Origin of the sequence: Agrobacterium sp. RAC06, from assembly GCF_001713475.1 — a bacterium.
Taxonomy (GTDB): domain Bacteria; phylum Pseudomonadota; class Alphaproteobacteria; order Rhizobiales; family Rhizobiaceae; genus Allorhizobium.
Genome location: NZ_CP016499.1, coordinates 957,604 through 984,037 on the forward strand (window position 1 = coordinate 957,604; position 26,434 = coordinate 984,037).

23 protein-coding genes and 1 tRNA gene are annotated in these 26,434 nt (G+C 62.4%); 10 read left to right on the forward strand and 14 right to left on the reverse strand.

Translation table 11 applies throughout. From position 1 onward, the window contains the following. Positions 1 to 166: 166 nt before the first annotated feature. The 3 genes from BSY240_RS04540 to wrbA all read right to left on the reverse strand — a co-directional run bounded on the left by BSY240_RS04540 (position 167) and on the right by wrbA (position 1,359). A tRNA-Leu gene (locus BSY240_RS04540) sits at positions 167 to 252 on the reverse strand. Positions 253 to 335: 83 nt separating this feature from the next. Continuing rightward, complete coding sequence (locus BSY240_RS04545) at positions 336 to 599, reverse strand: PilZ domain-containing protein (protein ID WP_054150102.1); 264 nt, start codon at positions 597 to 599, stop codon at positions 336 to 338. Positions 600 to 762: 163 nt separating this feature from the next. Continuing rightward, positions 763 to 1,359, reverse strand: coding sequence for an NAD(P)H:quinone oxidoreductase (gene wrbA, locus BSY240_RS04550; protein WP_069041549.1), 597 nt, complete (start codon positions 1,357 to 1,359; stop codon positions 763 to 765). A gap of 190 nt (positions 1,360 to 1,549) precedes the next feature. Here wrbA and BSY240_RS04555 point away from each other — a divergent pair, with 190 nt between their 5' ends. From BSY240_RS04555 to BSY240_RS04575, 5 genes are all read left to right on the forward strand, one after another. After that, positions 1,550 to 2,335, forward strand: a complete 786-nt coding sequence (locus BSY240_RS04555; protein ID WP_069041550.1) for a competence/damage-inducible protein A — start codon at positions 1,550 to 1,552, stop codon at positions 2,333 to 2,335. Between the two features lie 121 nt (positions 2,336 to 2,456). Further along, entirely contained in the window at positions 2,457 to 3,299 is an 843-nt protein-coding gene (locus BSY240_RS04560) for a universal stress protein (protein WP_069041551.1), read from the forward strand. A gap of 224 nt (positions 3,300 to 3,523) precedes the next feature. Next, a complete protein-coding gene (gene gpt / locus BSY240_RS04565; RefSeq protein WP_054150099.1) occupies positions 3,524 to 4,021 on the forward strand; it encodes a xanthine phosphoribosyltransferase in 498 nt (165 codons plus the stop codon). Between the two features lie 195 nt (positions 4,022 to 4,216). Beyond that, entirely contained in the window at positions 4,217 to 4,657 is a 441-nt protein-coding gene (locus BSY240_RS04570; RefSeq protein WP_069041552.1) for a DUF2231 domain-containing protein, read from the forward strand. Beyond that, complete coding sequence (locus tag BSY240_RS04575; RefSeq protein WP_069041553.1) at positions 4,654 to 6,333, forward strand: PQQ-dependent sugar dehydrogenase; 1,680 nt, start codon at positions 4,654 to 4,656, stop codon at positions 6,331 to 6,333. Before BSY240_RS04570 ends, BSY240_RS04575 begins: the two co-directional genes overlap by 4 nt. Before the next feature lie 81 nt (positions 6,334 to 6,414). Here BSY240_RS04575 and BSY240_RS04580 read toward each other — a convergent pair whose 3' ends face one another. From BSY240_RS04580 to BSY240_RS24080, 3 genes are all read right to left on the reverse strand, one after another. Beyond that, positions 6,415 to 6,954, reverse strand: coding sequence for an SRPBCC family protein (locus tag BSY240_RS04580; RefSeq protein ID WP_442855999.1), 540 nt, complete (start codon positions 6,952 to 6,954; stop codon positions 6,415 to 6,417). Beyond that, positions 6,951 to 7,313, reverse strand: coding sequence for an ArsR/SmtB family transcription factor (locus tag BSY240_RS04585; protein ID WP_069041555.1), 363 nt, complete (start codon positions 7,311 to 7,313; stop codon positions 6,951 to 6,953). The genes BSY240_RS04580 and BSY240_RS04585 overlap by 4 nt, the downstream gene beginning before the upstream one ends. A gap of 69 nt (positions 7,314 to 7,382) precedes the next feature. Further along, the gene (locus tag BSY240_RS24080; protein WP_156322874.1) at positions 7,383 to 7,553 is read right to left on the reverse strand and encodes a hypothetical protein; all 171 of its coding nucleotides are present in this window, start codon (positions 7,551 to 7,553) and stop codon (positions 7,383 to 7,385) included. Between the two features lie 142 nt (positions 7,554 to 7,695). Here BSY240_RS24080 and BSY240_RS04590 point away from each other — a divergent pair, with 142 nt between their 5' ends. Next, complete coding sequence (locus BSY240_RS04590) at positions 7,696 to 8,523, forward strand: DUF1206 domain-containing protein (protein ID WP_069041556.1); 828 nt, start codon at positions 7,696 to 7,698, stop codon at positions 8,521 to 8,523. Between the two features lie 26 nt (positions 8,524 to 8,549). On the opposite strand, the gene BSY240_RS04595 is transcribed toward BSY240_RS04590, so the two are convergent. Together BSY240_RS04595 and BSY240_RS04600 are read right to left on the reverse strand one after the other, a co-directional pair. Next, complete coding sequence (locus BSY240_RS04595) at positions 8,550 to 9,179, reverse strand: oxidoreductase (RefSeq protein ID WP_069041557.1); 630 nt, start codon at positions 9,177 to 9,179, stop codon at positions 8,550 to 8,552. 164 nt (positions 9,180 to 9,343) lie between these two features. Further along, positions 9,344 to 11,254: a methyl-accepting chemotaxis protein gene (locus BSY240_RS04600; protein ID WP_054150092.1), complete on the reverse strand. Its 1,911-nt coding sequence runs from the start codon at positions 11,252 to 11,254 to the stop codon at positions 9,344 to 9,346. Positions 11,255 to 12,100: 846 nt separating this feature from the next. Here BSY240_RS04600 and BSY240_RS04605 point away from each other — a divergent pair. Both BSY240_RS04605 and BSY240_RS04610 read left to right on the forward strand, forming a co-directional pair. Next, positions 12,101 to 15,883 (forward strand): vitamin B12-dependent ribonucleotide reductase, encoded by a 3,783-nt coding sequence (locus BSY240_RS04605; RefSeq protein ID WP_069041558.1) that lies wholly within the window; start codon positions 12,101 to 12,103, stop codon positions 15,881 to 15,883. A gap of 73 nt (positions 15,884 to 15,956) precedes the next feature. Further along, a complete protein-coding gene (locus BSY240_RS04610) occupies positions 15,957 to 16,691 on the forward strand; it encodes a DUF4145 domain-containing protein (protein WP_069041559.1) in 735 nt (244 codons plus the stop codon). A 542-nt stretch (positions 16,692 to 17,233) separates the two neighbouring features. Here BSY240_RS04610 and BSY240_RS04615 read toward each other — a convergent pair. Continuing rightward, positions 17,234 to 17,515 carry a GIY-YIG nuclease family protein gene (locus BSY240_RS04615; RefSeq protein ID WP_069041560.1) on the reverse strand — a complete coding sequence of 94 codons (282 nt, stop codon included), beginning with the start codon at positions 17,513 to 17,515 and terminating at the stop codon, positions 17,234 to 17,236. Positions 17,516 to 18,717: 1,202 nt separating this feature from the next. Between BSY240_RS04615 and BSY240_RS04620 the strand changes: the two genes are divergently transcribed. Together BSY240_RS04620 and BSY240_RS04625 are read left to right on the forward strand one after the other, a co-directional pair. Then, entirely contained in the window at positions 18,718 to 18,957 is a 240-nt protein-coding gene (locus BSY240_RS04620; RefSeq protein WP_054150998.1) for a DUF378 domain-containing protein, read from the forward strand. A 222-nt stretch (positions 18,958 to 19,179) separates the two neighbouring features. Continuing rightward, positions 19,180 to 19,491, forward strand: coding sequence for a DUF1883 domain-containing protein (locus BSY240_RS04625; RefSeq protein WP_054150997.1), 312 nt, complete (start codon positions 19,180 to 19,182; stop codon positions 19,489 to 19,491). Positions 19,492 to 19,523: 32 nt separating this feature from the next. Here the strand turns inward: BSY240_RS04625 and BSY240_RS04630 are convergent, their stop codons facing one another. The 5 genes from BSY240_RS04630 to BSY240_RS04650 form a co-directional block, all read right to left on the reverse strand. Then, positions 19,524 to 20,936: a flavin monoamine oxidase family protein gene (locus tag BSY240_RS04630; RefSeq protein ID WP_171901548.1), complete on the reverse strand. Its 1,413-nt coding sequence runs from the start codon at positions 20,934 to 20,936 to the stop codon at positions 19,524 to 19,526. Beyond that, a complete protein-coding gene (locus BSY240_RS04635; protein ID WP_069041561.1) occupies positions 20,926 to 22,407 on the reverse strand; it encodes a diguanylate cyclase domain-containing protein in 1,482 nt (493 codons plus the stop codon). The genes BSY240_RS04630 and BSY240_RS04635 overlap by 11 nt, the downstream gene beginning before the upstream one ends. A gap of 82 nt (positions 22,408 to 22,489) precedes the next feature. Then, entirely contained in the window at positions 22,490 to 23,800 is a 1,311-nt protein-coding gene (locus BSY240_RS04640) for a replication-associated recombination protein A (protein ID WP_069041562.1), read from the reverse strand. After that, positions 23,797 to 25,203, reverse strand: a complete 1,407-nt coding sequence (locus BSY240_RS04645) for a DegQ family serine endoprotease (RefSeq protein ID WP_069041563.1) — start codon at positions 25,201 to 25,203, stop codon at positions 23,797 to 23,799. The genes BSY240_RS04640 and BSY240_RS04645 overlap by 4 nt, the downstream gene beginning before the upstream one ends. Positions 25,204 to 25,309: 106 nt before the next feature. After that, entirely contained in the window at positions 25,310 to 26,422 is a 1,113-nt protein-coding gene (locus tag BSY240_RS04650) for a serine hydrolase domain-containing protein (RefSeq protein ID WP_150127401.1), read from the reverse strand. Positions 26,423 to 26,434: the final 12 nt, after the last annotated feature.

Below are 26,434 nucleotides of genomic sequence, written 5' to 3' on the forward strand. Positions count from 1 at the left end.
GAGCATCAAAGCAGGAAATAGCGAGGCCGCAAAGCGGAAAATGCTCAAACTTTCGTCAAAAATAGATCTGCACAAATTTGGCGCATTGAGTGCAAAGAGATGTACGACACCAAGAACCTGTCCCGAAGAGAACGGGCCAGCGCTAACAGTCAAAACACAGGAAGTTTGGTGCGGACGGCGGGGATCGAACCCGCATGACCTAAGGCCGAGAGATTTTAAGTCTCTTGCGTCTACCAGTTTCGCCACGTCCGCGTGCGGGCCCTGTTTCGATCAGATCGGCGGACGCGTCAAGGGTAGTGGGCCAATGCTGTGGCCCGCCCCGTGTCATCGATCACTCAGCTTGCGAGCGCATCCAGGAATTCGACGCCGATCTCGCGGGGGCTGCGCCATTTGACGGCGCAGTCATGGGTCGTGCCGTCCTCCAGGCGCAGGCGGAACTGAGGGGGAATGTCGGCGGTCGATTCGAAGCTCATCTTGGCGCCGAGAGGCGACAGATTGCGAATCATGCAGTCGAAGGTGGAATGGCCGCCGGGGAGGATGGCGCGGCCGGCTTTGAGCGCCCGCAGGCGGGGCTGGCGACGACGATCTGGCTGTTCCATGGCATGCGTCCTTTCAGGTCTTACAACCCGAAGCATGCGCCAAAGCGCTCAAGAGACCCTTGAAACGATCGATCGCCTTTTACCGATCGGGTGGCCCAGTTGCCCCAAAGACGAAAAAAGGCGGAGCTTGCGCCCCACCTTTTGACGATAGTCAATTCTATGCTCAGGCCAGCTTGGCAGCTAGCTTCGCCACATGGGCACCCTGATAGCGAGCACCTTCGAGTTCGATCTCGGAGGGCTGGCGCGAACCGTCGCCGGCCGTGATCGTGGAGGCGCCGTAGGGCGAGTTACCCATGACTTCGCTCACACCCATCTGGCCCTGGAAGGCGTAAGGCAGGCCTGCATAGAGCATGCCGTGATGCAGGAAGGTCGGGATGAAGCCCATGATGGTGGTTTCCTGGCCGCCATGCTGGGTCGCGGTCGAGGTGAACATCGAGCCGAGCTTGCCGGTCAGCTTGCCCTGCGCCCAGAGGCCGCCGGTCTGATCCCAGAAATTGCGCATCTGCGAGGCGACCGTGCCGTAACGGGTGCCGGCGCCGACGATGATGGCGTCATACTGATCGAGCTCGGTCGGGTCGGCGATCGGCGCCTGCTGGTCCATCTTGTAATAGGAAGCCTTGGCGACATCGTCCGGCACCAGTTCCGGAACGCGCTTGACAGTGACGTCGGCACCGGCCGACTTTGCGCCTTCGGCAACGGCATAGGCCATGGTTTCGATGTGACCGTAAGCGGAATAATAGAGAACCAGTATCTTGGCCATGTCGTATCTCCCTTTGAACATGCGGCCCTGCCGCGCTGTGGATGTGCGAGATGTAGCGCATTCCGCATCGGGAACCAGTCGCGGCTGCGGGAACGCAGTGTTCAATCAATGAGTGCCTTTACTTCTCTTCACGGACATAAAACGGTAACCTCTCGGTCCCCGCCTGCCCCATTCCCATAGGACTTAATCCATGACCTCGACGATCAAGACCGCCGCCATGCTCGCCATCGGCGACGAACTCCTGTCCGGCCGCACCAAGGACAAGAATATCGGCCATCTCGCCGACCTGCTGACGGTTGCCGGCATCGATCTGAAAGAGGTCCGCATCGTCTCGGACGAGGAGGATGCGATCGTCGAGGCGCTGAATGCGCTCAGGTCGAAATACACCTATGTCTTCACCTCGGGCGGCATCGGCCCGACGCATGACGACATCACGGCCGATGCCGTGTCGAAGGCCTTCGGCGTGCCCTGCCTGCACGACCCTGACGCCATGAAGCTGCTCGGCGACATGTATGCCGGCCGAGGACTGGAATTCACCGAGGCCCGCCAGCGCATGGCGCGCATGCCGCAAGGCAGCCGCCATATCCCGAACCCGGTCTCGACCGCCCCCGGCTTCATCATCGGCAATGTGCATGTCATGGCCGGCGTGCCGCAGGTCTTCCAGGCGATGATGGCGCATGTGATCGAAACACTGCCGGCCGGCCAGCGCGTGCTGTCGCGCTCGATTGCCTGCCCCTTCGGTGAAGGCGATATCGGCACGGCACTTGGCGCGATCCAGAAAGCGCATCCGGAAACCTCGATCGGCTCCTATCCGCATTTCGACGGTCGGCGCTTCTCGACCGAACTCATTGTCCGGGCGCGCGACCAGGCGATCGTCGATGCGGCAGCCGCCGATGTCGAGGCGATGATCGATGCGATCCGGAACGAGAAGGATGCGGCCGCCACGCGCGATCTCGGCACCGGCGAGGTGGCCTGAGCCCGCTTTCCTTTGTGCCTCAAACCCCTCCCGACTTGACCTCGGTCAAGGCGGAACCTGGTGATGGAACCCATAGTTATCTCATGCGGACATTAAATAAGGGCCGCAAGAGGAGACGACCATGGGTTACCGCACACTTCTTGCCATATTGGACACACCCAAAACCACGCAACAGGTGACGGATTTTGCCGTCGCCATTGCCAACCAGTTTCAATCGCATGTGATCGGCGCCCATGCGGAGGCCGTGGCCATGGTGCCGCTGGTCGCGCCGATGGAAATACCGGACCCTGCGACCGTGCAGGCGCTGCAGGACATGGCGCATCAGGAGACGGAAAGCGTGGAGCGGATCTTCCGCGAGATCGGCAACCGCGAAGGCTTCTCCCATGAATGGCGCAGCTTCGTCACATCCTCGGGCTTCAATTCCGCCGCCCTGATCGACAGTGCGCGCAGCGTCGATCTCGTCATCGCCGCCCAGGGTGAAGCGGGTATGCTGTCGGAGACCCGCTCGGAACTCGAAAGCTTCCTGTTCGAAAGCGGGCGGCCGGTACTGCTCATCCCGCATATCCTGAAGGCGCCGAAGCCGATCCGCCGGGTGCTCGTTGCCTGGAACGGCTCGCGCGAGGCGGCCCGCGCCACCTTCGATGCCCTGCCCTTCCTGATGGCGGCGGAAGAGGTCGAGATCTTCACCGTCGACGCCTCCGACACCTCCACACAGACCGGCGCAATCGCCGGCGCCGAGATCGCCGCTTCGCTTGCCCGTCATGGAATCAAGGTCACGGTCACGGCGTCGGAAAAGACCGGCCTCGACCCGGCGATCGCCATCGAGAACCGGCTGTCGGACAGCTCCATCGATCTCCTGGTCATGGGCGCCTATGGCAACAAACGCTGGTGGGAAATGCTGTTCGGCGGCGTCACCCGCACGCTGCTCGATTCGATGACGGCACTGACGCTTCTGTCGCGCTGATTGATCGGCTGACCGGGCGGGAACGCGAGGCCTTGCCAGAGGCTTCGGATTCCCGCTAATAGCAACGGCCAAAGACTGGAACCCTTTGAGGGGACGAGGTTCGCGCGGTATCTGCCGCGCGAAACGCGTTTCGGGACCGCGCAAGACGGTCCGCCTGAAAGGATCCGGTCGACGGCGCCGCAATCCGGCGCGGACGATATCATCCAGCCAGCGGAGCCCCGTGCATGTCTCTCCCCGATAAAGCCTTTCCCGTTTCCTGGGATCAGTTCCACCGCGATGCGCGTGCGCTCGCCTGGCGCCTCGCCGGCCTCGGCCAGGACTTCCGCGCCATCGTCTGCATCACCCGCGGCGGCCTGGTACCCGCGGCGATCATCTCGCGCGAACTCAACATCCGCCTGATCGAGACGGTCTGCATCGCCTCCTACCATGACTACGTCAACCAGGGCGAAATGAACCTCCTGAAGGGCATCACCGCCGAGCTGATGGTCAATGGCGGCGAAGGCGTGCTCGTGGTCGACGATCTGACAGACACCGGCAAGACCGCACTTGAAGTGCGCGAAATGATGCCGAAGGCGCATTTCGCCTGCGTCTATGCCAAGCCGAAGGGCGTGCCGACCATCGACACCTTCGTTACCGAAGTGTCCCAGGACACCTGGATCTATTTCCCCTGGGACATGGGCTTCACCTATCAGGAGCCGATCGCCAAGGGCTCGAAGGGCTGATCCAAGCCCCGCCGCCAGCATCAAACCCGCCTGTCACCGCAGGCGGGTTTTTTCTTGGCCGGCAAAAGCCCTCCTACCCTCCAATATCTCGGCCAGCCGCCTCGCTTGTTGCGCACGCGTGGTGATGGGACGGAACAATTCGGCCGCTCGGCCGTATGGCTCTCATGTTCCACTCCCAACGGTAGAGAGCAACTGATGGCCACCTTCCACTCGCCGCCGACAGCCTCGAACGCCTATCCGGCTTCGGCGCTATTCGTCCCCTTCCCCTTCGTCTGCTTCACGCTGACGCTGATCACCGACATCCTCTACTGGCGGACGTCACATCTGATGTGGAGCAACTTCTCCGACTGGCTCTTGTTTTTCGGCCTGATCTTCGGCGGCTTGTCCATCCTGGCCGGCCTCGTCGATCTCGCCCGCCCGGCAACTCGTGCCCTGCGCCCGAGCTGGCCTGCAGTGCTGGCCTATCTCGCGGTTCTGGTGCTCGCCTTCATCAACAGCTTCATTCACGCCGGCGACGGCTGGACGGCGATCGTACCTTACGGTCTTGCCGCATCCCTGATCACCGTGATCGCGATGATCGCCTGCGTCTACCTCACCGCCGAACAGCGCAGCGCCGACGCCTGGAGAACACCATGACCCGCACCACCTTCACGCTCCGTCACGCCGCCCTCGCCTCGACCGCCGTCCTGGCGCTGGCGCTTGCCGGCTGCAGCGACGACAACGGCAATTTTGACGTCACCAGCCAGATCGGCCCCGACCCCGTCCTGCCCGAACCGAGCCAGTCGCTTGTGCCCGACCTCAAGGTCGCGGAGGTCATTGGCTGGGGTGCGGACGAAACACCCGACGTCATCGACGGCTTCACGATCACGGCCTATGCGAAAGATCTCGTCAATCCGCGCACGGTGCACACGCTGCCGAATGGCGATGTGCTTGTCGTGCAGAGCAAGGCACCTCCCGGCAAGCCGGTCGAGCGACCGAAGGACGTCATTCGCGGCTTCATCATGTCGATGGCATCGGGTGGCGGTGGCGGCGACAAGCCGACCAACCTCATCACCCTGCTGCGCGACACGGACCGCGACGGCACAGTCGATGAACGGCACGATCTGCTCACCGATCTCAATTCGCCCTTCGGCCTCGCCTTCGCCGACGACACGCTTTATGTCGCGGCCGCCGACGCGGTGCTCGCTTACGACTACCAACTCGGGCAGAACGCGATCACCACGCCACCGCGCGTGCTCAGCCCCTTGCCGGGTGGCCCGATCAATCACCACTGGACCAAGGATCTGGCGCTCAGCCCCGACGGTCGTTTCCTCTACGCCTCGGTCGGCTCGAACTCGAATGCCGGCGAACGCGGTCTGGAGGCCGAGAAAGGCCGCGCCGCGATCTGGCAGATCGACCGGGAAACCGGTGCCTCGCGCGTCTATGCATCAGGCCTGCGCAATCCGAACGGCCTGACGATCAATCCGGAGAGCGGCGCGCTCTGGACCGTCGTCAACGAGCGCGACGAACTCGGCCCCAATCTCGTGCCCGACTACATGACCTCGGTGCAGGACCGCGGCTTTTACGGCTGGCCGTGGAGCTATTATGGTCAGCATGTCGATCCGCGCCTGCATCCGCCACGGCCTGACATGGTCGAGCAGGCGATCAAGCCGGACTATGCGCTCTCGAGCCATGTCGCCGCGCTCGGTCTCGCCTTCTCCATGGGCATGGCCATGCCTGAGGATTTTGCCAACGGCGCCTTTGTCGGCAATCGCGGCAGCTGGAACCGCGACCAGTTCAACGGTTACAAGGTGCTTTACGTGCCCTTCGAGAACGGCGCACCCGCAGGCGAGGCGCGTGATGTCGTGACCGGCTTCCTCAATGGCGAGGAACAGGCGCGCGGCCGCCCCGTCGGCCTCGGCTTCGATGGCACCGGCGCCCTGCTTGTCGCCGACGATGCCGGCAATACGGTCTGGCGGGTCGCGGCGCAGAATGCGACGGCGCTTGCCGAACCACTCGGCACGGACGAAATGCCGCCGGGCTCCCCGGTTGCTGCTGAACAGGCTGCCGCGGCGGAAGCCTTGGAAGGCACGCCTCCGGCGAACGCACCGGCCGAGGGCACACCAGCCAGCGACACCCCTGCGCCGGACGCCACAACGCCGTCCTCCACGCCGCCGACCTTAGAAGATCCGGCGGTAGCACCAACCCCGGATGCGCCGGCCAATACTGGCGATGGCACGCTCGCAGCCCCGACCCCGCCACAGACGGATGTCCCGGCAACGGGACCGGAGGGTGCTGTCCAGGATGCAACGCCAGCGCCTGCACAGCCCTGACCTTTTGCGGCTTCGAAAGACCAGAAAGCCCTCTGCCGATAAGGCGGAGGGCTTTCGATTTGGTTGAGCTCACTTCTGTGGTCAGGCTGGCAAACGCCGATCGTATTCGCCCTTGAGCTTGAGCCAGCCATCCCAGAACGGTTCCGCCCGCGTGCCGTCGAGCTTGGCCTTGAGAATGTCGATATGCATGTGCCAGCCGGCACCGACCATGAGCAGATTGGCACGATCAGAAATGCGGCGATGGGTGATCGTCAGGAGCACCTCATCCCCGTCCGCCTGCAGATCGAAGGCGACCTCACCACTCTCGCCCCAGGTGAAAACGAGGCGTTTCTCCGTCTGCACCTCGAGCACGCGGCTCGTCATCCGCATCTCCTCACTGAACCCTTCCGGCCTATGCCCGGGCGGGTCCGTCAGTTCCTCGTTGCGCCATACCAATTCAAAGGTCGAACCCGCCTTTGCTTCCATCGCGCCTGCCGCCAGCCATTTGCGCCGCATCTCGCCATCGGTCAGGTATGACCAGATTCGCGAAGCGGGTCCGGGCAACAGCCGTTCGATCACCAGCGTTGCGGGCTCGGTCAGTCGGCCATAGGGATTTATGTCCAGTCTTTCCGTCATCGTCATTCTCCATCAGGTTTCTGTCGGGGAAATGCGGCATCCTCCGCGTGAAGGAGCCGTTCGAGGACATCCAGCCGGCCGGTCCAGAAGTGCTCGTAGGCGCTCAGCCACTGGTGGGCACCGGCGAGCGGTCCCGGATCCAATCGGCAGAGATGGGTGCGGCCCCGGATCTCGCGGCGGATGAGGCCGGCGGCTTCCAGGACCTTGATGTGTTTGGAGGCGGCGGCCAGCGACATGGAAAAAGGCTCGGCCAGTTCGCCGACGCTCCTTTCTCCTTGCGACAGGGCCGCCAGCATGCGCCGACGCGTTTCGTCGCCCAGCGCGTGAAAGATCATGTCCAAGGGGTTTTGCGCAATATCAACCATGTGGTTGAATATCTGCGGACATCACTCGATTGTCAACCTCTTGGTTTAATGACGGATGATCTGGGAGCTCTAGAAGAGTAGCAGCCCAGCGACAAACAGCAGGATGAAGCCGCCGCCGATGACGAGTGACCAGGCCGAGAGCGCAAAGCCGGGCTTTGCGCCACTGTCTGACTGGGCGGAGTAATCGGTGGTCCGTAGCACCTCCGTGCCTTCGCCGTTTTCGCTTGGCTCCGTCGCCATCAGTGTCTCCCTTGTCGTTACCTCAGCAGGTAACCCGTCGATTATCCCTTGGTTCCGATGACCGTCCGGTTGGCTGACGCAAGAAGGCAAGGAACCCTGCCTCCCCTCCTCCGTTTCTTCCTCACAGCAGGAGAGGATTTCCATGAACACGCGGTCGAAATTTCAACTGATGGCACGGGCCGGTTATGGCGCCCGTGGCATCGTATTTCTGATGATTGCAGCTATCGCTCTGTTTTCGAGCTTCGCCGGGTCGAAGCCGGACACCAATTCGGCGCTGGAGACAATCCTGCAGCAGCCATTCGGACGGATCTGGATCGGCCTCATCGGCCTTGGCCTTGCGGGCTTCGTCGTCTGGCGTCTCGCCCAGTCGCTCGCCAATGCCGACGGACAGGACGACGACATGAAGGGCTATGCGATCCGCGCCGCCCTGTTCGGCAGCGCGATTACCTATGCGGGTCTTGCGATGACAAGCCTGTTGATGGCGCTGCAGATGCCCGGCGGCGGTGGCTCCGGCGGCGAGGAAGGCCTTGCCGCCTGGGTAATGGCCCAGCCCTTCGGTCGCTATCTCGCCGGTATCATCGGCATCGGCTTTGTCATCGGCGGTATCGTCACGGCCATGAAGGGGATCAAACGCAAGTTCGGCCGCTATCTCGACCTCGACGCAGAGAAGAACTCGCCGGCCGTGCTGATTTCGATCTACGGGCTCGTCGCGCGCGGCCTGGTCTTCGGCATCATCGGGGTCTTCTTCCTCTATGCCGCTTTCACTGTTGATCCTGACCAGGCCGGCGGCATGGCCGACGCTCTGGCCTGGGTGCAGAGCCTGCCCTTCGGCGGCATCATCTATGCCGTGGTCGCAGTCGGCCTCGCCGCCTTCGGTGTCTACAACTTCGTGGAGGCCCGCTACCGGCACATCAATGCACCCGAAGCCGACGACCTGCGCCGTCATCTACCGATCGGTGGCACGAACTGACCTTTGAGAAGGTGTTACGCGTGCCGTCACAGCAGAGCCTGTGACGGCACGATGGTCACCCCCGATGTCGTCGACACGGCGGCATCGAGCATGGCACGGGCGATCGCGTCCGGCGGGTTCGGCTTGATGGAGGGCGGCAGGATCGGATCCAGAATCGAAAGCACCCTGCCCGCCCAATGCTCCATAGGCCGCCGCTCGGGGCGCGGACCATCGATGAGCCCGGGACGAACCAGCACGGTCCGTTCGAAGCCGAGCTGAAGGATATCACGCTCCGTCTCTCCCTTGACCCGACTGTAGAAAAAGAGCGACGTCACATCCGCTCCCTTTGCCGAATTGAGAACGAAGGTCCGCGCGCCATGGGCCTTTGCCAGCCTTGCAATCTCCAGAGGATAGTCGTGGTCGACCTGACGGAAGCGCTCGCGTGATCCGGCCGTCTTCAGCGTTGTGCCGAGAGCACAGATCACCGCATCGACGGCCCAGATCGACGGATCCTGCGGAAGATTGTCGAAATCCACCACCGGCGCCGAAAGGCCAGCTCGTTCCGGCAGCGGCCGGCGGGTCGGGGCGGTTACCGCCGATACGCGTGGGTCGGCGAGCGCCAGGTTGAGGACATGACTGCCGACAAGTCCGGTGGCGCCCAACAGCAACAGATGCATGATCCCGTCTCCTTCGTTCCGATGTCTCGCCTCAAGGCCAGTGCCAAGGCGCAATGCAGGCCTCAATGCACGCCAAGACTGCCCGTTCCATCACACAAACGAAAGAAGCGCCGCATCGCTGCGGCGCCTCTGTATTTAACTAGTTAGCAATTTCCCGAAGTTTCTCAGGCGGCCGTGCGATAGCCGGCCGAGCCGGCCGATGCGCCACCTTCCAGCTTGAAGCGGGCGAGCTGCGCCTGCAGCTGGCGGGCTTCGCTGGCGAGAACCTGGCTGGCCGCCGTTGTCTCTTCGACCATGGCGGCGTTCTGCTGGGTCATCTGGTCCATGTGGTTGACCGAGGTGTTGATCTCGCCGAGCGCTGCCGACTGCTCTTCGGCAGCACGGGCAATCGTCACGACGTGATCGTTGACGCGGTTGACCAGCGATTCGATTTCCTTCAGCGCCTCGCCGGTGGACAGAACGAGCGACACGCCGCCCTTCACTTCCTCGGCCGAGGTGTTGATCAGGGTCTTGATCTCCTTCGCAGCATTCGCCGAGCGCTGGGCCAGTTCACGCACTTCCTGAGCGACGACGGCGAAACCACGACCGGCTTCACCGGCGCGCGCAGCTTCGACGCCTGCGTTCAGCGCCAAGAGGTTGGTCTGGAAGGCGATCTCGTCGATCACGGAGATGATCTGGCTGATCTTCTGCGAGGACTGCTCGATGCGGCCCATGGCGTCGATCGCGTTGCGAACGATATCGCCCGACTTGCCAGCGCTCGACTTGGTCTCGTCGACCATGTGCGAGGCTTCCTTGGCGCGCTGGGTCGAGGTCTTGACCGTTGTGGTGATTTCCTCAAGCGCTGCGGCGGTCTCTTCCAGCGAAGCAGCCTGCTGCTCGGTGCGGCGGGCGAGCTGGTTGGCGGCCGACGACAGCTCGCCGGAATTGCCGGTGATGGTGCCAGCAGCGCTCAGGATGTTCTGCATGGTCTGGCGCAGAACGGCCATGGTCTGGTTGACGTTGCCCTGCAGTTCGGCAAAGGCGCCCTGGAACTGGCCCTGCATGTCATGCGTGAGGTCAGCATCGGCAAGCGCTGCAATGACGCGGCGCACTTCGGTCACGCCGCGATCGACGCTTTCGACCAGCTCGTTGACCGAGGCTGCAAAGCGCTGCAGGTCCGCATCCTCATAGGTCTTGGAGATGCGCTTTGAGAAGTCGCCGGCAGCAGCAGCGGCGACGATATCGCTGATCGAGGTTTGCAGGTCACGGCTCTGGGCGTGGAGGGCCGCTTCCTGCGCTTCCATGGCACGCATCTGCGCTTCATTGGTTCGGAAGACTTCGAGCGCACGCGCCATCTCGCCGATCTCATCCTTGCGCTCGGTACCGGCAATCGCGTTGCCGAGCTTGCCGGAGGCCATTTCCGTCATGACGGCGGTCAGGCTGCGGATCGGGTTGACGATGCCGCGGCGGGCAAGCAGGAAGCTGATCGCGACGCCTGCGAGAATGCAGACGGCGGCGGTGACGATCTGGACCAGCATGGTGAAGCCAGAGGCGGCCAGCGCGTTTTCACGCGAACCTGTCAGGCTCTCGGCCGACGAGGTCGAATATTCCTTGACGACTGATGTCACTGTCTTCTGCGCCTCGAGCGCCTTGGCGAGCTCGGCCTTCATGACGGCGAGATCCTGACCAGCCGGCGTGGCGGCGACGGCCACCATGGCGCGGATCTGGTTGAAATAGGCATCCAGCGCCTGCTTGGTGCGATCGAGGATCTGGGCTTCGGCCGGGCTCGCGGTGGTCGCGATCTTCGGCAGGCGTGCGAGCATCTCGGCGGCACGCTTGTCGGTTTCGGCCGCGAAATCTGCGGCCTTTTCAGGCGCCAGCGCCAGTTGGTAGGTCATGCGCGAAATGGCGATGATGTCGACGCGCAGGTCCATGGCCTCGCGGGCCACCTCCTCGCGGGCGCCGGTATCCTTGAGGGCCGCGCCCAGCGAGGAGAGACCGCTTGCGCCGACGGCTGCAATCGCGGCAGCCGCCACGCCCATCAGGACGACGACAAGGCTGACCTTCTTCAGAATGGAAAGATTGGCAATACTCATGGAAAATCTCACTCCGTGCGAACCCGCCATCCTGGCAGGCGGCCCTGACCGGCCGGGCATGGAGCTCATTCCATACGTCTGCACCTCTTCTACGCGTCACATGTTGCAATTTCGTTGCTGCGCAATACAGGAAAGACGCAGATGATTTTTAGGCCACTCCCCGCGGGGCGCGGACGGGGCGGGCGATGCAGCGTGTCAATGAGCAAATTCTTGGCAGGCCTAATCCCCAGGTTTTTGAGCAACAGGTGCAGCCTTTCGCGAAAGCCCCCAAATGCGGGGCGCCGTTTGCCCCGGCGGCTCATTTCGGCACGAATTTTATCCCGTGACATCTGGTTGACGGAGCGACATGCGGGGCCGCTTGCATCACATCGTCCGAGAAAGCCCTTTCATTCCCGTGACTTCGCTCTTTTGCCCGTTATCCACAATCCAACACCACAAGATATAGCGTTAACATTTCCTTCACAGACCACCCCTTGACGGAATCAGTCGGGACGATGTTAATGGACCCTGTTGCGGCGGCGACTGGACCGGGCATTAACGAGGCCGGGTTTCATCAAACATTGTGGCGGCTTTCTTTGAGGTGGAACGGCGTTCTGACGGCGCCCTCCACGGCAGGAAATTTGTGCGATTTTTGACCGCCGGACAGGGGGTCTGGGTCTGGCGGCAATTGTGTGGTAAAACTATATTTAGTATTTGCAGCCACCATCACCACAAGATAGAGGGTGCACTCATCTCCGGATGAATCACCTGACGGACGAACCAGTGAACGGCTGCGCGACCCATCGTGCGACCGAACGAAATTTCTCGCGCCGATTTCCGGCGCCCTAGATCGAGGGACACAGGCAGATGCGCATTGAACGTCGCTTCACCAAACCGGGACAGTCCGCTTACGCGGAGATCGAGTTCCGCAAGGCCATCAGCGAAATCAAGAACCCCGACGGCTCAATCGTATTTCGTCTTGCCGACATCGACGTCCCCGCCCAGTTCAGCCAGGTGGCGGCGGACATTCTCGCCCAGAAGTATTTCCGCAAGGCCGGCGTGCCGAAGGTGCTGAAGAAGGTTGAGGAGAACGATGTTCCTTCCTTCCTCTGGCGCTCGGTTGCCGATGAAAAGGCACTCGCTGCCCTCCCCGAGAACGAGCGTTATGGCTCGGAAACCGATGCTCGCCAGGTCTTCGATCGCCTGGCCGGCACCTGGGCCTATTGGGGCTGGAAGGGCAAATATTTCTCATCCGAAGAAGATGCTGCCGCCTTCAAGGACGAGCTCGCCTATATGCTCGCCACCCAGCGCGTCGCACCGAATTCGCCGCAGTGGTTCAACACCGGCCTGCACTGGGCCTATGGCATCGACGGCCCCGGCCAGGGCCATTTCTATGTCGACCCCTTCACCGGCAAGCTCGTCAAGTCGAAGTCGGCCTATGAGCACCCGCAGCCGCATGCCTGCTTCATCCAGTCCGTCGAGGACGATCTCGTCAACGAGGGCGGCATCATGGACCTCTGGGTCCGCGAAGCCCGTCTGTTCAAGTACGGCTCCGGCACCGGCTCCAACTTCTCCTATCTGCGCGGCGAAGGCGAAAAGCTGTCCGGCGGCGGTCGCTCGTCCGGCCTCATGTCCTTCCTGAAGATCGGCGACCGTGCAGCGGGCGCCATCAAGTCTGGCGGCACCACGCGTCGTGCGGCCAAGATGGTCGTCGTCGACATCGACCATCCGGATATCGAAGCCTATATCGACTGGAAGGTGAAGGAAGAGCAGAAGGTTGCCGCCCTCGTCACCGGTTCCAAGGTCGTCGCCAAGCATCTGAAGGCGATCATGAAGGCCTGCGTCAACTGCGAGGCTGACAACGGCGCCTGCTTCGACCCGAACGAGAACCCTGCCCTCAAGCGCGAAATCAAGGCCGCGAAGAAGGACCAGGTTCCGGAAAACTACATCAAGCGCGTCATCCAGTTCGCCCAGCAGGGCTACAAGGATCTCGACTTCAAGACCTATGACACGGACTGGGATTCGGAAGCCTATCTCACGGTCTCCGGCCAGAACTCCAACAACTCGGTCTCGCTGAAGGACGACTTCCTACGCGCCGTCGAGAATGATGGCGACTGGAACCTGACCGCCCGCAAGGACGGCAAGGTGATGAAGACGCTGAAGGCCCGCGACCTCTGGGACAAGATCTCCTATGCCGCCTGGGCATCGGCAGATCCTGGCCTGCACTTCAACACGACGATGAATGACTGGCACACCTCGCCGGCAGCGGGCCCGATCCGCGCGTCGAACCCGTGCTCGGAATACATGTTCCTCGATGACACGGCCTGCAACCTGGCTTCGCTGAACCTGCTCCGCTTCAAGGATCAGAAGACCAAGAACATCGACATCGCCGACTACGAACATGCCGTTCGTCTGTGGACCGTCGTTCTCGAAGTCTCCGTGATGATGGCGCAGTTCCCGTCGCGCCAGATCGCCGAACGCTCCTATGAATACCGCACGCTCGGCCTCGGCTACGCAAACATCGGCGGCCTGCTGATGTCCTCGGGCATCCCGTATGATAGCGCCGAAGGCCGTGCCATCGCCGGTGCGCTCACCGCCATCATGACCGGCGTCTCCTATGCGACGTCAGCCGAAATCGCCTCGGAACTCGGCCCCTTCCCGGGCTTTGCGCCGAACCGCGACAACATGCTGCGCGTCATCCGCAACCATCGCCGCGCAGCACTCGGCCTGTCGGACGGCTATGAAGGCCTCTCGGTCAACCCAGTCCCGCTCGTCCATGCCGAATGCACGGATCCGGCCCTGATCGCCCATGCCACGGCTGCCTGGGACAAGGCTTTGGCGCTCGGCGAAAAGCATGGCTACCGCAATGCCCAGGTCTCGGTCATCGCGCCCACAGGCACGATCGGTCTCGTCATGGACTGCGACACGACCGGCATCGAGCCCGACTTTGCGCTGGTCAAGTTCAAGAAGCTCGCCGGTGGCGGTTACTTCAAGATCATCAACGCTGCCGTTCCGGAAGCGCTGCGCTCGCTCGGCTATTCGGAAAGCCAGATCGCCGAAATCGACGCCTATGCCGTCGGCCATGGCAACCTGAACCAGGCGCCGGGCATCAATCCCTCGACGCTCAAGGCCAAGGGCTTCACCGACGAGAAGATCGAAGCCGTCAACGGCGCGCTGAAGGCCGCCTTCGACATCAAGTTCGTCTTCAACCAGTGGACGCTCGGCGCTGACTTCCTGAAAGAGACCCTCAAGGTCTCCGACGAGCAGCTCGCCGACATGAGCTTCAACCTGCTCGACCACATGGGCTTCTCGAAGAAGGACATCGAGGCCGCCAACATCCATGTCTGCGGTGCGATGACGCTGGAAGGCGCCCCCTTCCTCAAGAAGGAGCACCTGCCCGTCTTCGATTGCGCCAACCCCTGCGGCAAGATCGGCAAGCGTTATCTCTCGGTCGAATCCCACATCCGCATGATGGCGGCTGCCCAGCCGTTCATCTCGGGCGCGATCTCCAAGACGATCAACATGCCGAACGAAGCCACCGTCGAAGATTGCGGCTCCGCCTACATGCTGTCCTGGAAGCTGGCACTGAAGGCCAACGCGCTTTACCGCGACGGCTCGAAGCTCTCCCAGCCGCTCAATGCCTCGCTGATCGAGGACGAGGATGACGAGGACGGCGTCGACGAACTGCTCCAGCAGCCGATGGCGGCCCAGGCGGTCACCATCACGGAACGCATCGTCGAGCGTATCGTCGATCGTGTCGTGCGCGAGCAGGAAAAGCTGCCGACCCGCCGCAAGGGTTACACCCAGAAGGCCAAGATCGGTGGTCACACCATCTTCCTGCGCACCGGCGAATATGACGACGGCCGTCTCGGCGAAATCTTCCTTGACATGAACAAGGAAGGCTCGGCCCTTCGCGCCTTCATCAACAACTTCGCCATCTCCGTCTCGCTCGGCCTGCAATATGGCGTGCCGCTCGAGGAATATGTCGACGCCTTCACCTTCACCAAGTTCGAGCCGGCCGGCATGGTCACCGGCAACGACGCGATCAAGAATGCGACGTCGATCCTCGACTACGTCTTCCGCGAGCTGGCGATCTCCTATCTCGGTCGCCACGATCTCGCCCATGTCGACACCTCTGACTTCTCGACCACGGCACTTGGCCGCGGCATGAAGGAAGGCAAGGCAGACGTCGTCTCCAAGGGCCTGACCCGCGGTTACAAGCCGACGCTCGTCTCCAGCCACATGCCGGCAGCGGCGGGCAGCGAGCCCAAGGGTGCCGCCACCGCCCTCCCCGCCAAGGCGTCTGCCACCGTCACCGCCTTCTCCTCTTCGGGCGCCACCGCCCGCAAGCTCGAAGTGACGACCGCTGTTGCAACCTCTGAAGTCGTTTCCTTCAAGCGCGACTACGAGGAGCGCGCCGTGGAACTGGCCGAGGAGATCGCCTCCGAAAGCGTCTTCACCGACGCTGCGGCGGATGAGGCGGCAGCTGCCAAGGCCGACGCCAAGAAGCTCGAGGCCTCCCGCCGCATGCGCTCGATCGCGCAGGGGTATACGGGCAACATGTGCTCGGAATGCCAGAACTTCACGATGGTGCGGAACGGCACCTGCGAGAAGTGCGACACGTGTGGCGCGACGAGCGGGTGCAGCTGATTAGCTGAGAATTGAACGAGATTTCGGCCCGGGGGAAACCTCGGGCCTTTTGTTGCGATGATGAGGTCAGCCAATGAATGAATTCAACTGGACGTGTCCTTACTGTTCAAATCATCAAACCGTGGTCAGCGCCAAGTTCGATGCCTCCACAGTACGCCTTAATGTCGGAGATACAGCCGATGGAAACTGTGTTGGCGTGAAAATCACGTCAATCGGATGCTCTAATACCTCGTGCAAGAACGTAACAATCGATGTTTCTTATGGAAAGCTGACTCAAAGCCAGTTCACTCATGACTACATACTTAGCAGAGCGACACTAACCGTACCAATAAAGCCGGAGAGCCGTGCGCGCGCGCTGCCACAGTGTATTCCCGCGCCAATTGCCAATGACTATTCCGAAGCTTGCCGGATTTCAAATCTGAGCCCGAAAGCATCAGCGACCCTTGCAAGACGTTGCTTGCAAGGCATGCTTAGAGATTTTTGCGGCATTACAAAGCCGACCCTCCATCAGGAAATCAACGACCTCAAGAAGCAATTCGATGAAGGACATGCCCCCAGGGGCGTATCTGAAGAGAGCTTCGAAGCCATTGAAGCGATCCGTAAGATTGGCAATATCGGTGCTCATATGGAGAAAGACATTAACGTGATCGTCGATGTCGAACCGGATGAAGCAGAACTGCTACTCAGTCTCGTGGAGAACTTGTTCGACGATTGGTACATTGCCCGCCAAAAGCGGCAAGACAGATTAGCACGCGTAACCGCGAGTGTTGAAGAGAAAGAAGTCATCCGGAAGGGTCCTTCGGAATAGCATCTGAGGGGACCCCACCTCCCCATGCGGGGGAGGCCGGAAAATCGAAGGCTTAGGCCAGCGCAAGCGGCCTAAACTTCAGATTTTCCTGGAGAGGGGCGCGGTTCCGTTGCCACCCGCCTCACCGAGCCCCTCTCTTGCGAAATCTGAGGTTTGGCCCTGATCGGCGAAGGTCTAGGCTTGCGTCTGGATCCTCGGGTCAAGCCCGAGGATGACGGAGTGTGGGGAGGCTGCGGGTATCCTCCTCCACCGTCTTCATCGCACGAGGCCTGAGGAGAATACCTAGCCACACCCCTAAGGTCGTCATCCTCGGGCTTGACCCGAGGATCCAAACACAAGCCCTTCAGCGGCAGCGACTGGCACAAGTGCCACCGGAACCCTAACATCAACTCGTAACGCTAGCTGCTGGGTATCCTTCCCTACCCGTCTTCATCGCACAAGGCCTGCGGAGAATACCCTTCCACTCCCCCATACTCCGTCATCCTCGGGCTTGACCCGAGGATCCAGACACAAGCCGTTCAACGACCGCGGCAAGCTCACCCTCACAACTCGTAATACAGATCCCGCCAGTCGGGATTGAACCCCTCGATCAACTCGATCTTCCATTGCCGATACCAGCGCTTCAGCAACTTCTCCCGCTGGATCGCCGTGCCGATACGGTCGTGCTCTTCGTACCAGACCAGTTGCCGGCAGCCATACTTGGACGCGAAGCCTGGCGTCTGACCTTCCCGATGCTCGTAAATCCGCCGCTCCAGATCGGATGTCACACCGATATAGAGGGTGCCGCGTTTGTGGTTGGTGACGATGTAGACATATCCCGCCATGCGTGCAGTGTGCTTGTGACTGGATCCTCGGGTCAAGCCCGAGAATGACGGAGTGTGGGGGAGCTATCCTCCTCTACCGTTTCAATCGCCTAACGCCGGAGGAGAATACTTGCGCCTCCCTGAAGGTCGTCATCCTCGTCCTCGGGTTTAACCCGAGGATGACCCGAGGATCCAGACACAAGCCTTTCAGGCCAGCCGGTCACGTCAGCCCCCCACTTCCCGAAAAAAAGGGGGACGACTTCCGAAAATCCTCCAACAAAATCAACAAAACAAAGTTTTTTCATCCCCGCCCATTTCCACCCCTTTACCCTAGTCCCAGTCCCGCCCTCGGATACACCTGACGATGCGATGTCAGGCGAGGCGGGGCCGGCGCCGGGGTGATGGGCTTTCGCAGGCACGAATCCCCGGCCCGCTGCAACGGTCTCCCTCTGGACGTGGGGCTGGTAACGAAGGTGAAGGGGTCGGATGCCCCGACGCCGGATACCCCGATCGGAAGGACGTGCCTCAGAGGCACACAGACAAGGCGCCCACGCCGTCGCGAACTTGACCAGACGGCGGGGCGGATAAAACGGCGGGGATGATCGGCCGAGGTCGCCAATGACCGGAGCCCCCATCCCCCGGGCGAGGGTCCCGGTCGGAATGGTGCACCATCCGGCGGGAACCTCCCGGGCCACCGGCCAGGCTCTGGCAGAACACTCTTCGGAGGACTCTGTCAAAGCCGGACCCTACGCCCGGTCATCCTCGGTCCTCGGGTCAAGCCCGAGGATGACGAGACCGTCGCCGCCTTGCCAGAGAGACGCATGCAGTGGGAATAGACGCCGAACGAGGCGCCGGAAGGAGCCACATACATTACTTAGACAGGTTGCTTCTGGCGCCTCGTCCGATCCCTCGGGTCAAGCCCGAGGACAAGTTTCAAACCACCCGGAGGGAGTTGATCCCGACCGGCGGCGAAGCTTGGGGTTTTTGAAATCGACAGATCACCCTCACCCTGAGGTGCCCGACACATCAGGGCCTCGAAGGGCGAGGCCGCCGTACATCAATGCAGAGGAATGCTTCGAGGCCCGCGCTTCACGCGGGCACCTCAGCATGAGGGCGTTCAACCGCCCGCAGTCCCCGTGGGCCCCGTGGGGCGAGAAGCAGGACACCGGAACCAATTGCAATTGAAACTGTTAGCCCCTTACAACAGCCAAGGAGAGAACATCATGCGCGCACTCAACCTCGTCACCCTGCTGCTCGTCATCGTCGGCGGCGTCAACTGGCTGCTCGTCGGGCTGGCCGATTTCGACCTCGTCGCCACCCTGTTCGGCGGTCAGGATACAGCACTTGCCACGATCGTTTACGTTCTGGTCGGCCTGTCGGCCCTCTGGCAGATCGTCCCCTTCGCGAAGGCCATGCAGGTCGGCGAGACGCGGGCAGAAGCCAATATCGGCGGTCATCGCTGATTGAAGCCATCTTCCGGATTGCAGCCCCATTTCAGGCTGCAACTCACAGGGCCAGCCACGCCGGCCCTGTTTTCGTTCGGATGGCACCTTTCATTCCGATGAACCCCGCGTCCCAAAAAAGTCCGCCCTGCCCCGTCCTTCGGCACCGCCCGGCCAACGCTTCCTTAACGGCCTTGCGGTACATTATGATAGATTAAAAGACTGGACGGAGACCCAAGCGAAATGTCCAAACCGACCTTCCGCTTCACCCATTACGACCTGAAAGAACAGCGCGCCGGAACGATCATCGAGGTGACGCTGTCGGCCGTGAACAATGTGCGGCTAATGACGCCGACAAATTTCCAGCGGTTCAAGGAAACGCTGGACTTCAAGTTCCTCGGTGGCGTGGCGAAGAAATCGCCGATCAATATCGTCATTCCCGAGAGTGGCCACTGGCACTTGATCGTCGACATGGAGGGCCATCACGGACTGGCCGAATCCAAGGTCAAGATGATCGCGGCCCCTGCCGTGCAGCCGAAGCAGAAGGCCTCCTAAGGCCTCCATCCCCTTCCGCCAAACCTTGACCGTCAGCCCCTGCCGCGCTCGAGGACGGCCAAGGCGGCGCGTTGGCCGCTTTCCAGCGCGCCATGCACCGTGCCGAAATGGTCGCGGCTGGTATGCTCGCCGGCAAGCAGCAGCCGGCCTGAAGCCGGTCCCGCCAGGACATCGTGATCCCCAGGCCTCGCCCCGACGGCAGGATAGGAATAGGTCCCCAGCGCCAGAGGGTCGGTCGACCAGGCGTGGCGGGTGATGGCTTCAGGTGCCGGCACCGCCTGCCCGAACATCTCGCGCAGCACCGCCGTCACATCGGCGCGCAGGGCCGCCTCGTCCATGGCATCCACCTTGTCGGCGTAATCGCCGCTCGCCATCAGCGTGAGCACCGGAGCGTCGTGGATCGGCACCAGGCTGAGCATGTCGGCAAAGCGGCCACGCTCCTTGCCGGCATAGCCGAGATAATGCAGGTCCGTCGGCCAGAAGACCCTGTCGAACAGCACGGAAACCTTGGCGAGATTGCCGAAGCCGATGGCGGCAATCGCGGCCTGATGTTCCGGCGGCAGCGGCGGATCGAAGGTGATGGTGCCAGCCTTCAATACGCCGAGAGGCACGGCAACCACACAGTGGTCGGCCTCGAACCGTGCCGTTGCGGTCTCCACGGTCACGGCATCTCCCGCATGGCGGATGTGGCGGACCGCCTCGCCCAGCCTGATGTCGAGACCGTCGGCAAGATGGCGCGGCAGGAGATCATAGCCCTGGAGCAACACGGCGTCCGGACCCGGATAGACCTCGCCGGCATTGAAATGCAGCGCCGAAATCGCCGAGAGCGGCGCACCGAGCTCGTTCTCCCACATGTCGGTGAGGCCCCATTTGCCGATCGGCTCCTGCAAGAGTGCAGGGTCGAGCAGTTCGATGATGTCGAGGAGCGAGAGTGCGGCATCACCATCGGCTTCCTCGGCCGCCTTTTCCTCGATGCGCTCGATCTCCTCCCAGAGATCATCGATCTCGAAATCCTCGGGCTCCTCGCCGCCCGAAAGCAGGACGGAGGACTGCTCCTCGTCGACAAAGAAGGGCATGCCACCTGCCTTGGAGGCGAGCGCCGCGACGGGATTGCCGTTGAAACCGTGGATGAAATTGGCACCCTGCTCGACCGGCACACCGAGGCTGCGGTCGGTGAAGATTCGGCCACCGATCCGGTCACGGGCCTCGAGAACAACGACTTCGGCACCGGCTGCAACCAGCGTTGCGGCGGCAGAAAGGCCGGCCATGCCCGCGCCGACAACCACGACCTTCAGCCCCTTGCCGGCATCGGATGCTGGCGCCTGTGTGCCACCGAGTGAGGGCCGCGCGGCCTCGGCGAGCGCCCGGCGTGCAAGCGGTGCGGAATACAGTGTTGAGGCCGTGAGCAACAGCAACAGGCGGCGTCGACGCAGGTCAGGCCGCATGCACCGCCTCCCCGGGGGGCAGGTCCTCGGCAAAGAAGGCGCGGCCGCGGCCACCTTGCTTGGATGCATAGAGCGCCCGGTCGGCGTTCGACATGATGGCACGGGCCGAAGCGCCGTCTTCCGGCGCCGTGGCAATGCCAAGGCTGATGCCGACATCGACGTCGGCTCCGTTCGACAGCGTCATGGGCTGGGAGACCGAGGCGATGGTCGACTGGGCGAGCATCGACAAGCGCGCCCTGTCGCGGAAGGCATGGACGAGGATGACGAATTCGTCGCCGCCGACCCGGCCGACCAGACCGTTTTCACCAACGGCCTCGCGGAGCCGCTCGGCCACCACGCGGATGACCTCGTCGCCGGCGCCGTGGCCATGGAGATCGTTGACGGCCTTGAAGCGGTCGAGATCACAGGCGATCACCGCAAACGGCGCATGGGCCAGCCGATCCGCGGCCTCGTTCAGCGCCTTGTCGAAGCAGAGGCGGTTGGCAAGGCCCGAGAGCGCATCCCGATGGGCGAGCTCGCGATTGCGCCACTCGCTCTCCTCCAGACGCTCCGACAGCCGGCCGATATAGCGGCCGAGCACGAAGCTTGCGGCGAACATGAGGCCGCAGAGCAAGACGACGGCGGGAACGACGATGGTCCAGATATCGGCACCCGGCTTGAACAGCGTGAAGTCGAAACTGCCGAGTGCCTGACCATCGGCGCTTTTCACCGTCAGCAAGCCGTCGCCATTGCGGTTGAACTGCAGGTATTCATATTCGAGTTGCGAATTGAGGTCCGCCACCAGATCGGCATCGATCGGACGGGCGGAAACCAGGATGACCGGATCGCCTTCCGGCAGCGCCACCTCGCCGTCATCGGGCACGATCGCCATGGCGGTCGCCAGCATGACCTCTCCCTCGACTTCGGCAAAGCCGAAAGCCGCGATGGCATGGACCTGCGATGCCGGCACCGGCCGCTGGCCGAAACCGCCGTCGATCGTGGTGCGATGCGCATGGTGGCGGGTCAGCGCGAGTTCGGCGATTGCCCTCAGGTCATCGCCGGGCTTGAGATCGCGGGCGGTCAGATCCACCTCGTCCTGCCAGGCCGACATCAAGACACGGCCATCAGGGCCGATCAGGAAACTGCGCTCATGGCCAAAATCGTACCAGAGCGAAGAGACGAATTCCTCGATGACGTAGGAGGCGTGGAATTTGAGGGTGATGTATTTGACCGAGCGATCCCAGCGCGCCAGACCCAGCTGGTCGCGCGCCAGCAGGCTCTGGCGATCGCGCAGCACATTCTCCAGCAGTATGATCTGCTTTTTGGCAGCGATATCGTCGGCCTTGCGTGAGGCGATATAGCCGATGAAGAGCAGCGACAGAGCTGAAAGCGTGATGAGCACAATAGAGAACAGCTTGACCATGGCCGGCAGGCCAAAACGCGGCGCGACGGTCGCGCCCTGCATGTGCCATCCATCCATCTCTTTCGCCATGCACGATCCCCTGTTCGACCAGGAGCCTAGAGCACAGCGCTTAAATTCGGCTTAAGCTGAAATGACGATAAGCAAGTCTGTTTCAGCCGCCTCGCTCGCGGCGAAGCTTCGCCCACCAGTCGAGGCGCTTCTTGATCTCCCGCTCGAAGCCACGCTCCGGCGGATCGTAAAAGGTCTTGCGGCCCATCTTCTCCGGGAAATAGTCCTGGCCGGAAAAGGCGTCCGGCTGATCATGGTCGTAGAGATAGCCTTCGTTATAGCCTTCCGCCTTCATCAGCTTGGTCGGGGCGTTCAGGATATGCTTGGGCGGCAGAAGCGAGCCGTGCTCCTTGGCGGCGCGCATGGCGGCCTTGTAGGCGACATAGACGCCGTTCGACTTCGGGGCCGTCGCGAGATAGACGCAAGCCTGCGCCAACGCCAGCTCACCTTCCGGGGAGCCCAGATAGTCATAGGCGTCCTTGGCGGCATTGCAGACGACAAGCGCCTGCGGATCGGCAAGCCCGATGTCCTCGACGGCCATGCGGACCAGGCGACGGCCGAGATAAAGCGGATCTTCGCCTGCATCGAACATGCGGCAGAGATAGTAGAGCGCCGCATCCGGATCCGAGCCGCGGACGGCCTTGTGGAGGGCCGAGATCAGATTGTAATGGCCGTCCTGACCCTTGTCGTAGACGGGCGCGCGGCGCTGGACGATGCGGCCGAGGCCCTCGGTGTCGAAGACCTCATCCGGACGGGCGGCGCGCCAGACTTCCTCGGCCAAGGTGAGCGACGCCCGGCCGTCACCATCGGCCATGCGGATGAGGGCCTGACGGGCATCGGCATCCAGTGGCAGCGGCTTGGCTTCGGCTTCCTCGGCGCGTATCAAAAGCGTCTCGATGCTTTCGGCATCATGGCTCTTGAAGGTGAGGACCCGGGCACGGGACAAAAGAGCGGCGTTCAGTTCGAAGCTCGGATTTTCCGTCGTGGCACCGACCAGAATGACGGTGCCATCCTCCATGACGGGCAGGAAACTGTCCTGCTGGGCGCGATTGAAACGGTGGATCTCGTCGACGAAGAGCAGCGTCTGGCGGCCTTCCATGCGCCGCAGGCGGGCACTTTCGAAAACTTTCTTGAGGTCGGCGACGCCGGAAAAGATCGCCGAGATCTGCTCGAAGGCAAGGCCCGCCTCGCCGGACAGGAGCCGGGCGACGGTGGTCTTGCCGGTACCCGGCGGCCCCCAGAAGATCATCGAACCGAGCGAGCCGGAGGCGATCATGCGGGCGAGCACGCCATCCTCGCCGGTCAGGTGCTCCTGGCCCGTGACTTCACTCAGGCTTTTCGGCCGCAGACGATCGGCGAGCGGACGGCGCTCGGCCATTTCCTTCGACATCTGCGGCGCAAAGAGATCACTCATCGGAAGATCTGCCGGATGCGCTGACCGCCACGCTCGATCTCGACGCGCCAGAAACCGGGATCGCTTTCGGCCATGGTTTGCAGGTCATCAACCGAATTGATCGCCTCGCCATTGACCGAGACGACAATATCGCGCGGTGCAAAGCCGAGCCGGGCGGATGGAGAACCGCGCAAGACTTCGGTGACGACAACGCCGGTTACGTCGGAGGGCATCTTCAGCTCAGAGGCAAGACGCGGCGACAGATTGCCGGCACGGATGCCGGCAAAGGGGCTGCGGCCTTCGATCAGCTGGATATCACGCGGGCGGGTTTCAGGCGCGGAGGCAAGTTGAAGCGCCATAGTTTCCTGCGCGCCGTCCTGCTGGATCGTCAGTTCGGCCCGTTTGCCAAGACCGGCTGTGGACAGGCGGTACCCCAGGGCATCGGGATGCTCGACGGGGATGCCATTGACGGCGGTGATGACCTGGCCGGGTTTCAAGCCCGCCTTTTCCGCCGGGCCGCCTTCGACCACGCTCACCACGAGCGCGCCGCGCACGGTCTTCAGCCCGAGTGCTTCGGCAACGTCGGAGGTGACAGGCTCGAAACTTGCGCCGATATAGGGGCGCTCGAAGGAGGCATCGCCGCGGTCGGCTGCATCGAGGAAGACGCGAACGAGATTAGCGGGAATGGCGAAGCCGACGCCGTTGGAGCCGCCGCCGCGCGAGAAGATCGCCGTGTTGATGCCGATCAGTTCGCCATTCATGTTGACCAGCGCGCCACCGGAGTTACCAGGATTGATCGCGGCATCGGTCTGGATGAAGAAGCCGAAATCGCCTTCCGTCACCTGGTTTCTGGCAAGTGCCGAAACGATGCCCGAAGTCACCGTCTGGCCGACACCAAAGGGGTTGCCGATGGCCAGCACGAGATCGCCGACCTCGGTCGCATCGGAATTGCCGATCGGCAGCGTCGGCATGGCCTCGTTGGTCTCGAATTTCAAAACCGCGAGATCGAGCCGGTCGTCCTTCAGCACAACCTTGACCGGAAACTCGCGGCCGTCAGCGAGCGCCACCTTGATATCGTCGGCGCCATCAATGACGTGGTTGTTGGTGACGACGACGCCATCCGCCTCGACGATGACGCCGGAGCCGAGCGAAGACTGCTTCTCCGTGCGGTTCGGCATGCGCTGGCCGAAGAACTGTTCGAAGAAGGGGTCGCCGGCAAACAGGCTGGAGCGGGTCTGAACGAGGCGCTCGGCATAGACGTTCACGACGGCGCCCCGCGCCTGCTTGACCAGAGGCGCGAAGGAGAGCTGCATCTCGATCTGGCTTTGCGGCACCGCCTTGTCCTGGGCAAGCGCCGGCGATGCGACAGGCGCGATCAGGGCGATGATGACGGCAACAGGTTTGAGGCAGTCGAAGCGCGGCATTCGAAGATCCTTCATGCGATATGGACGTTCTAGACCCGGTTCGTGCGCCGTCAAATAGGCAGAACCAAGGAAGGTGTATCGCAGATGGGGATAACGCGCGTCGGCCTCAAGTGCTGACGGTTTCGATGATGCGTGTCATGAGGCCGTGAAGCTCGTCCCGGTAGCCGGTGCGTGCCGATGGGGCGCTCTCATTCGATGTCATGGTGACGGTTACACCAAGGCTCGGTGTGATGTAGAGCATCTGGCCGCCATAGCCCCAGGCATAGTTCACCTGCTCGCCGGCCATTTCCTTGAGGAACCAGGCGTAGCCATAGCCATCGCCGTTGAAAACGGAGTTGGTGCGGCGGATCCAGCTTTCGCGGATCCATTCTTCCGAGATCAGCCGTGTACCGTCCTCGGTGACGCCACCGCGTCGATACAGTTCGCCGAAGGCGTGGAGCGACCGCGGCGTCATCGCCATCTGATTGCCGCCGAGATAGTAGCCCTGCGGGTCGCGGTGCCAGGAGCCGATGCGGAAACCTTCAAGCGGCTCCAGCCATTCACGGGCGAGCGCCAGCGTCGGCTTGCCGGAGACCTTGGTGAGGATGACGGAGAGGAGGTGGGTGGACGCGGTCGAATAGAGCATGCCGCCGCCGGGCTCCCCGACGAAATCGGCGGCGAGCGCGAAACGGGTCCAGTTCCGGCTCGCGACCCAGCGGCCATAATTGGGGCCGGACATGCGATCAAGGCCAGCGCGCATCGAGAGCAGGTGGCCGATCGTGATCTGTGACAGGCGGGGATCGGGATCGGCGGGAAACTCCGAGCGCAAGACAGTTTCGATGCGCTGGTCAACGCCTTCCAGAAGCCCCTTGTCGATGGCGATACCGACCAGCGCGGAGACGACGCATTTCGACGCCGACTTGATGTTGGTCGAACCTGTCAGCGAGTTGTTGCCATAGGCGCGCTCGGCGAGCGTCTCCCCATTGCGCGTGACGATCACCGTTTCCAGCGTCTCCAGGCGGCGCGCCTCCTCCAGCAGATTAGCGATTCGTGGTCGCAAAGCATCGAGATCCAAGGGGGCTGCTGTGGCCGGGGCTGCTGTTGCCGGCGTTGTCGCAGGCGACGGCTCAACCGTGGGCCCGGCCTCCGGCGCGGCGGTTTGTGCCAAGGCGTGTCGGCCGGAGATGACGGAGACAGCACCGGAGGCGCCGAGGATGGAAAGGAATGTTCTTCTCTGCATGTGTCCCAAGGT

Coding starts and splice junctions, on each gene's coding strand:
- BSY240_RS04615 (WP_069041560.1), bottom strand. CDS start 17,515: ATGGCGGGATATGTCTACATCGTCACCAACCACAAACGCGGCACCCTC.
- wrbA (WP_069041549.1), bottom strand. CDS start 1,359: ATGGCCAAGATACTGGTTCTCTATTATTCCGCTTACGGTCACATCGAA.
- BSY240_RS04580 (WP_442855999.1), bottom strand. CDS start 6,954: ATGACGATGACGGAAAGACTGGACATAAATCCCTATGGCCGACTGACC.
- BSY240_RS04585 (WP_069041555.1), bottom strand. CDS start 7,313: ATGGTTGATATTGCGCAAAACCCCTTGGACATGATCTTTCACGCGCTG.
- BSY240_RS04610 (WP_069041559.1), top strand. CDS start 15,957: ATGAATGAATTCAACTGGACGTGTCCTTACTGTTCAAATCATCAAACC.
- BSY240_RS04560 (WP_069041551.1), top strand. CDS start 2,457: ATGGGTTACCGCACACTTCTTGCCATATTGGACACACCCAAAACCACG.
- BSY240_RS04555 (WP_069041550.1), top strand. CDS start 1,550: ATGACCTCGACGATCAAGACCGCCGCCATGCTCGCCATCGGCGACGAA.
- gpt (WP_054150099.1), top strand. CDS start 3,524: ATGTCTCTCCCCGATAAAGCCTTTCCCGTTTCCTGGGATCAGTTCCAC.
- BSY240_RS04575 (WP_069041553.1), top strand. CDS start 4,654: ATGACCCGCACCACCTTCACGCTCCGTCACGCCGCCCTCGCCTCGACC.
- BSY240_RS24080 (WP_156322874.1), bottom strand. CDS start 7,553: ATGGCGACGGAGCCAAGCGAAAACGGCGAAGGCACGGAGGTGCTACGG.
- BSY240_RS04650 (WP_150127401.1), bottom strand. CDS start 26,422: ATGCAGAGAAGAACATTCCTTTCCATCCTCGGCGCCTCCGGTGCTGTC.
- BSY240_RS04630 (WP_171901548.1), bottom strand. CDS start 20,936: ATGCGGCCTGACCTGCGTCGACGCCGCCTGTTGCTGTTGCTCACGGCC.
- BSY240_RS04640 (WP_069041562.1), bottom strand. CDS start 23,800: ATGAGTGATCTCTTTGCGCCGCAGATGTCGAAGGAAATGGCCGAGCGC.
- BSY240_RS04625 (WP_054150997.1), top strand. CDS start 19,180: ATGTCCAAACCGACCTTCCGCTTCACCCATTACGACCTGAAAGAACAG.
- BSY240_RS04590 (WP_069041556.1), top strand. CDS start 7,696: ATGAACACGCGGTCGAAATTTCAACTGATGGCACGGGCCGGTTATGGC.
- BSY240_RS04635 (WP_069041561.1), bottom strand. CDS start 22,407: ATGGCGAAAGAGATGGATGGATGGCACATGCAGGGCGCGACCGTCGCG.
- BSY240_RS04600 (WP_054150092.1), bottom strand. CDS start 11,254: ATGAGTATTGCCAATCTTTCCATTCTGAAGAAGGTCAGCCTTGTCGTC.
- BSY240_RS04620 (WP_054150998.1), top strand. CDS start 18,718: ATGCGCGCACTCAACCTCGTCACCCTGCTGCTCGTCATCGTCGGCGGC.
- BSY240_RS04605 (WP_069041558.1), top strand. CDS start 12,101: ATGCGCATTGAACGTCGCTTCACCAAACCGGGACAGTCCGCTTACGCG.
- BSY240_RS04645 (WP_069041563.1), bottom strand. CDS start 25,203: ATGCCGCGCTTCGACTGCCTCAAACCTGTTGCCGTCATCATCGCCCTG.
- BSY240_RS04595 (WP_069041557.1), bottom strand. CDS start 9,179: ATGCATCTGTTGCTGTTGGGCGCCACCGGACTTGTCGGCAGTCATGTC.
- BSY240_RS04570 (WP_069041552.1), top strand. CDS start 4,217: ATGGCCACCTTCCACTCGCCGCCGACAGCCTCGAACGCCTATCCGGCT.
- BSY240_RS04545 (WP_054150102.1), bottom strand. CDS start 599: ATGGAACAGCCAGATCGTCGTCGCCAGCCCCGCCTGCGGGCGCTCAAA.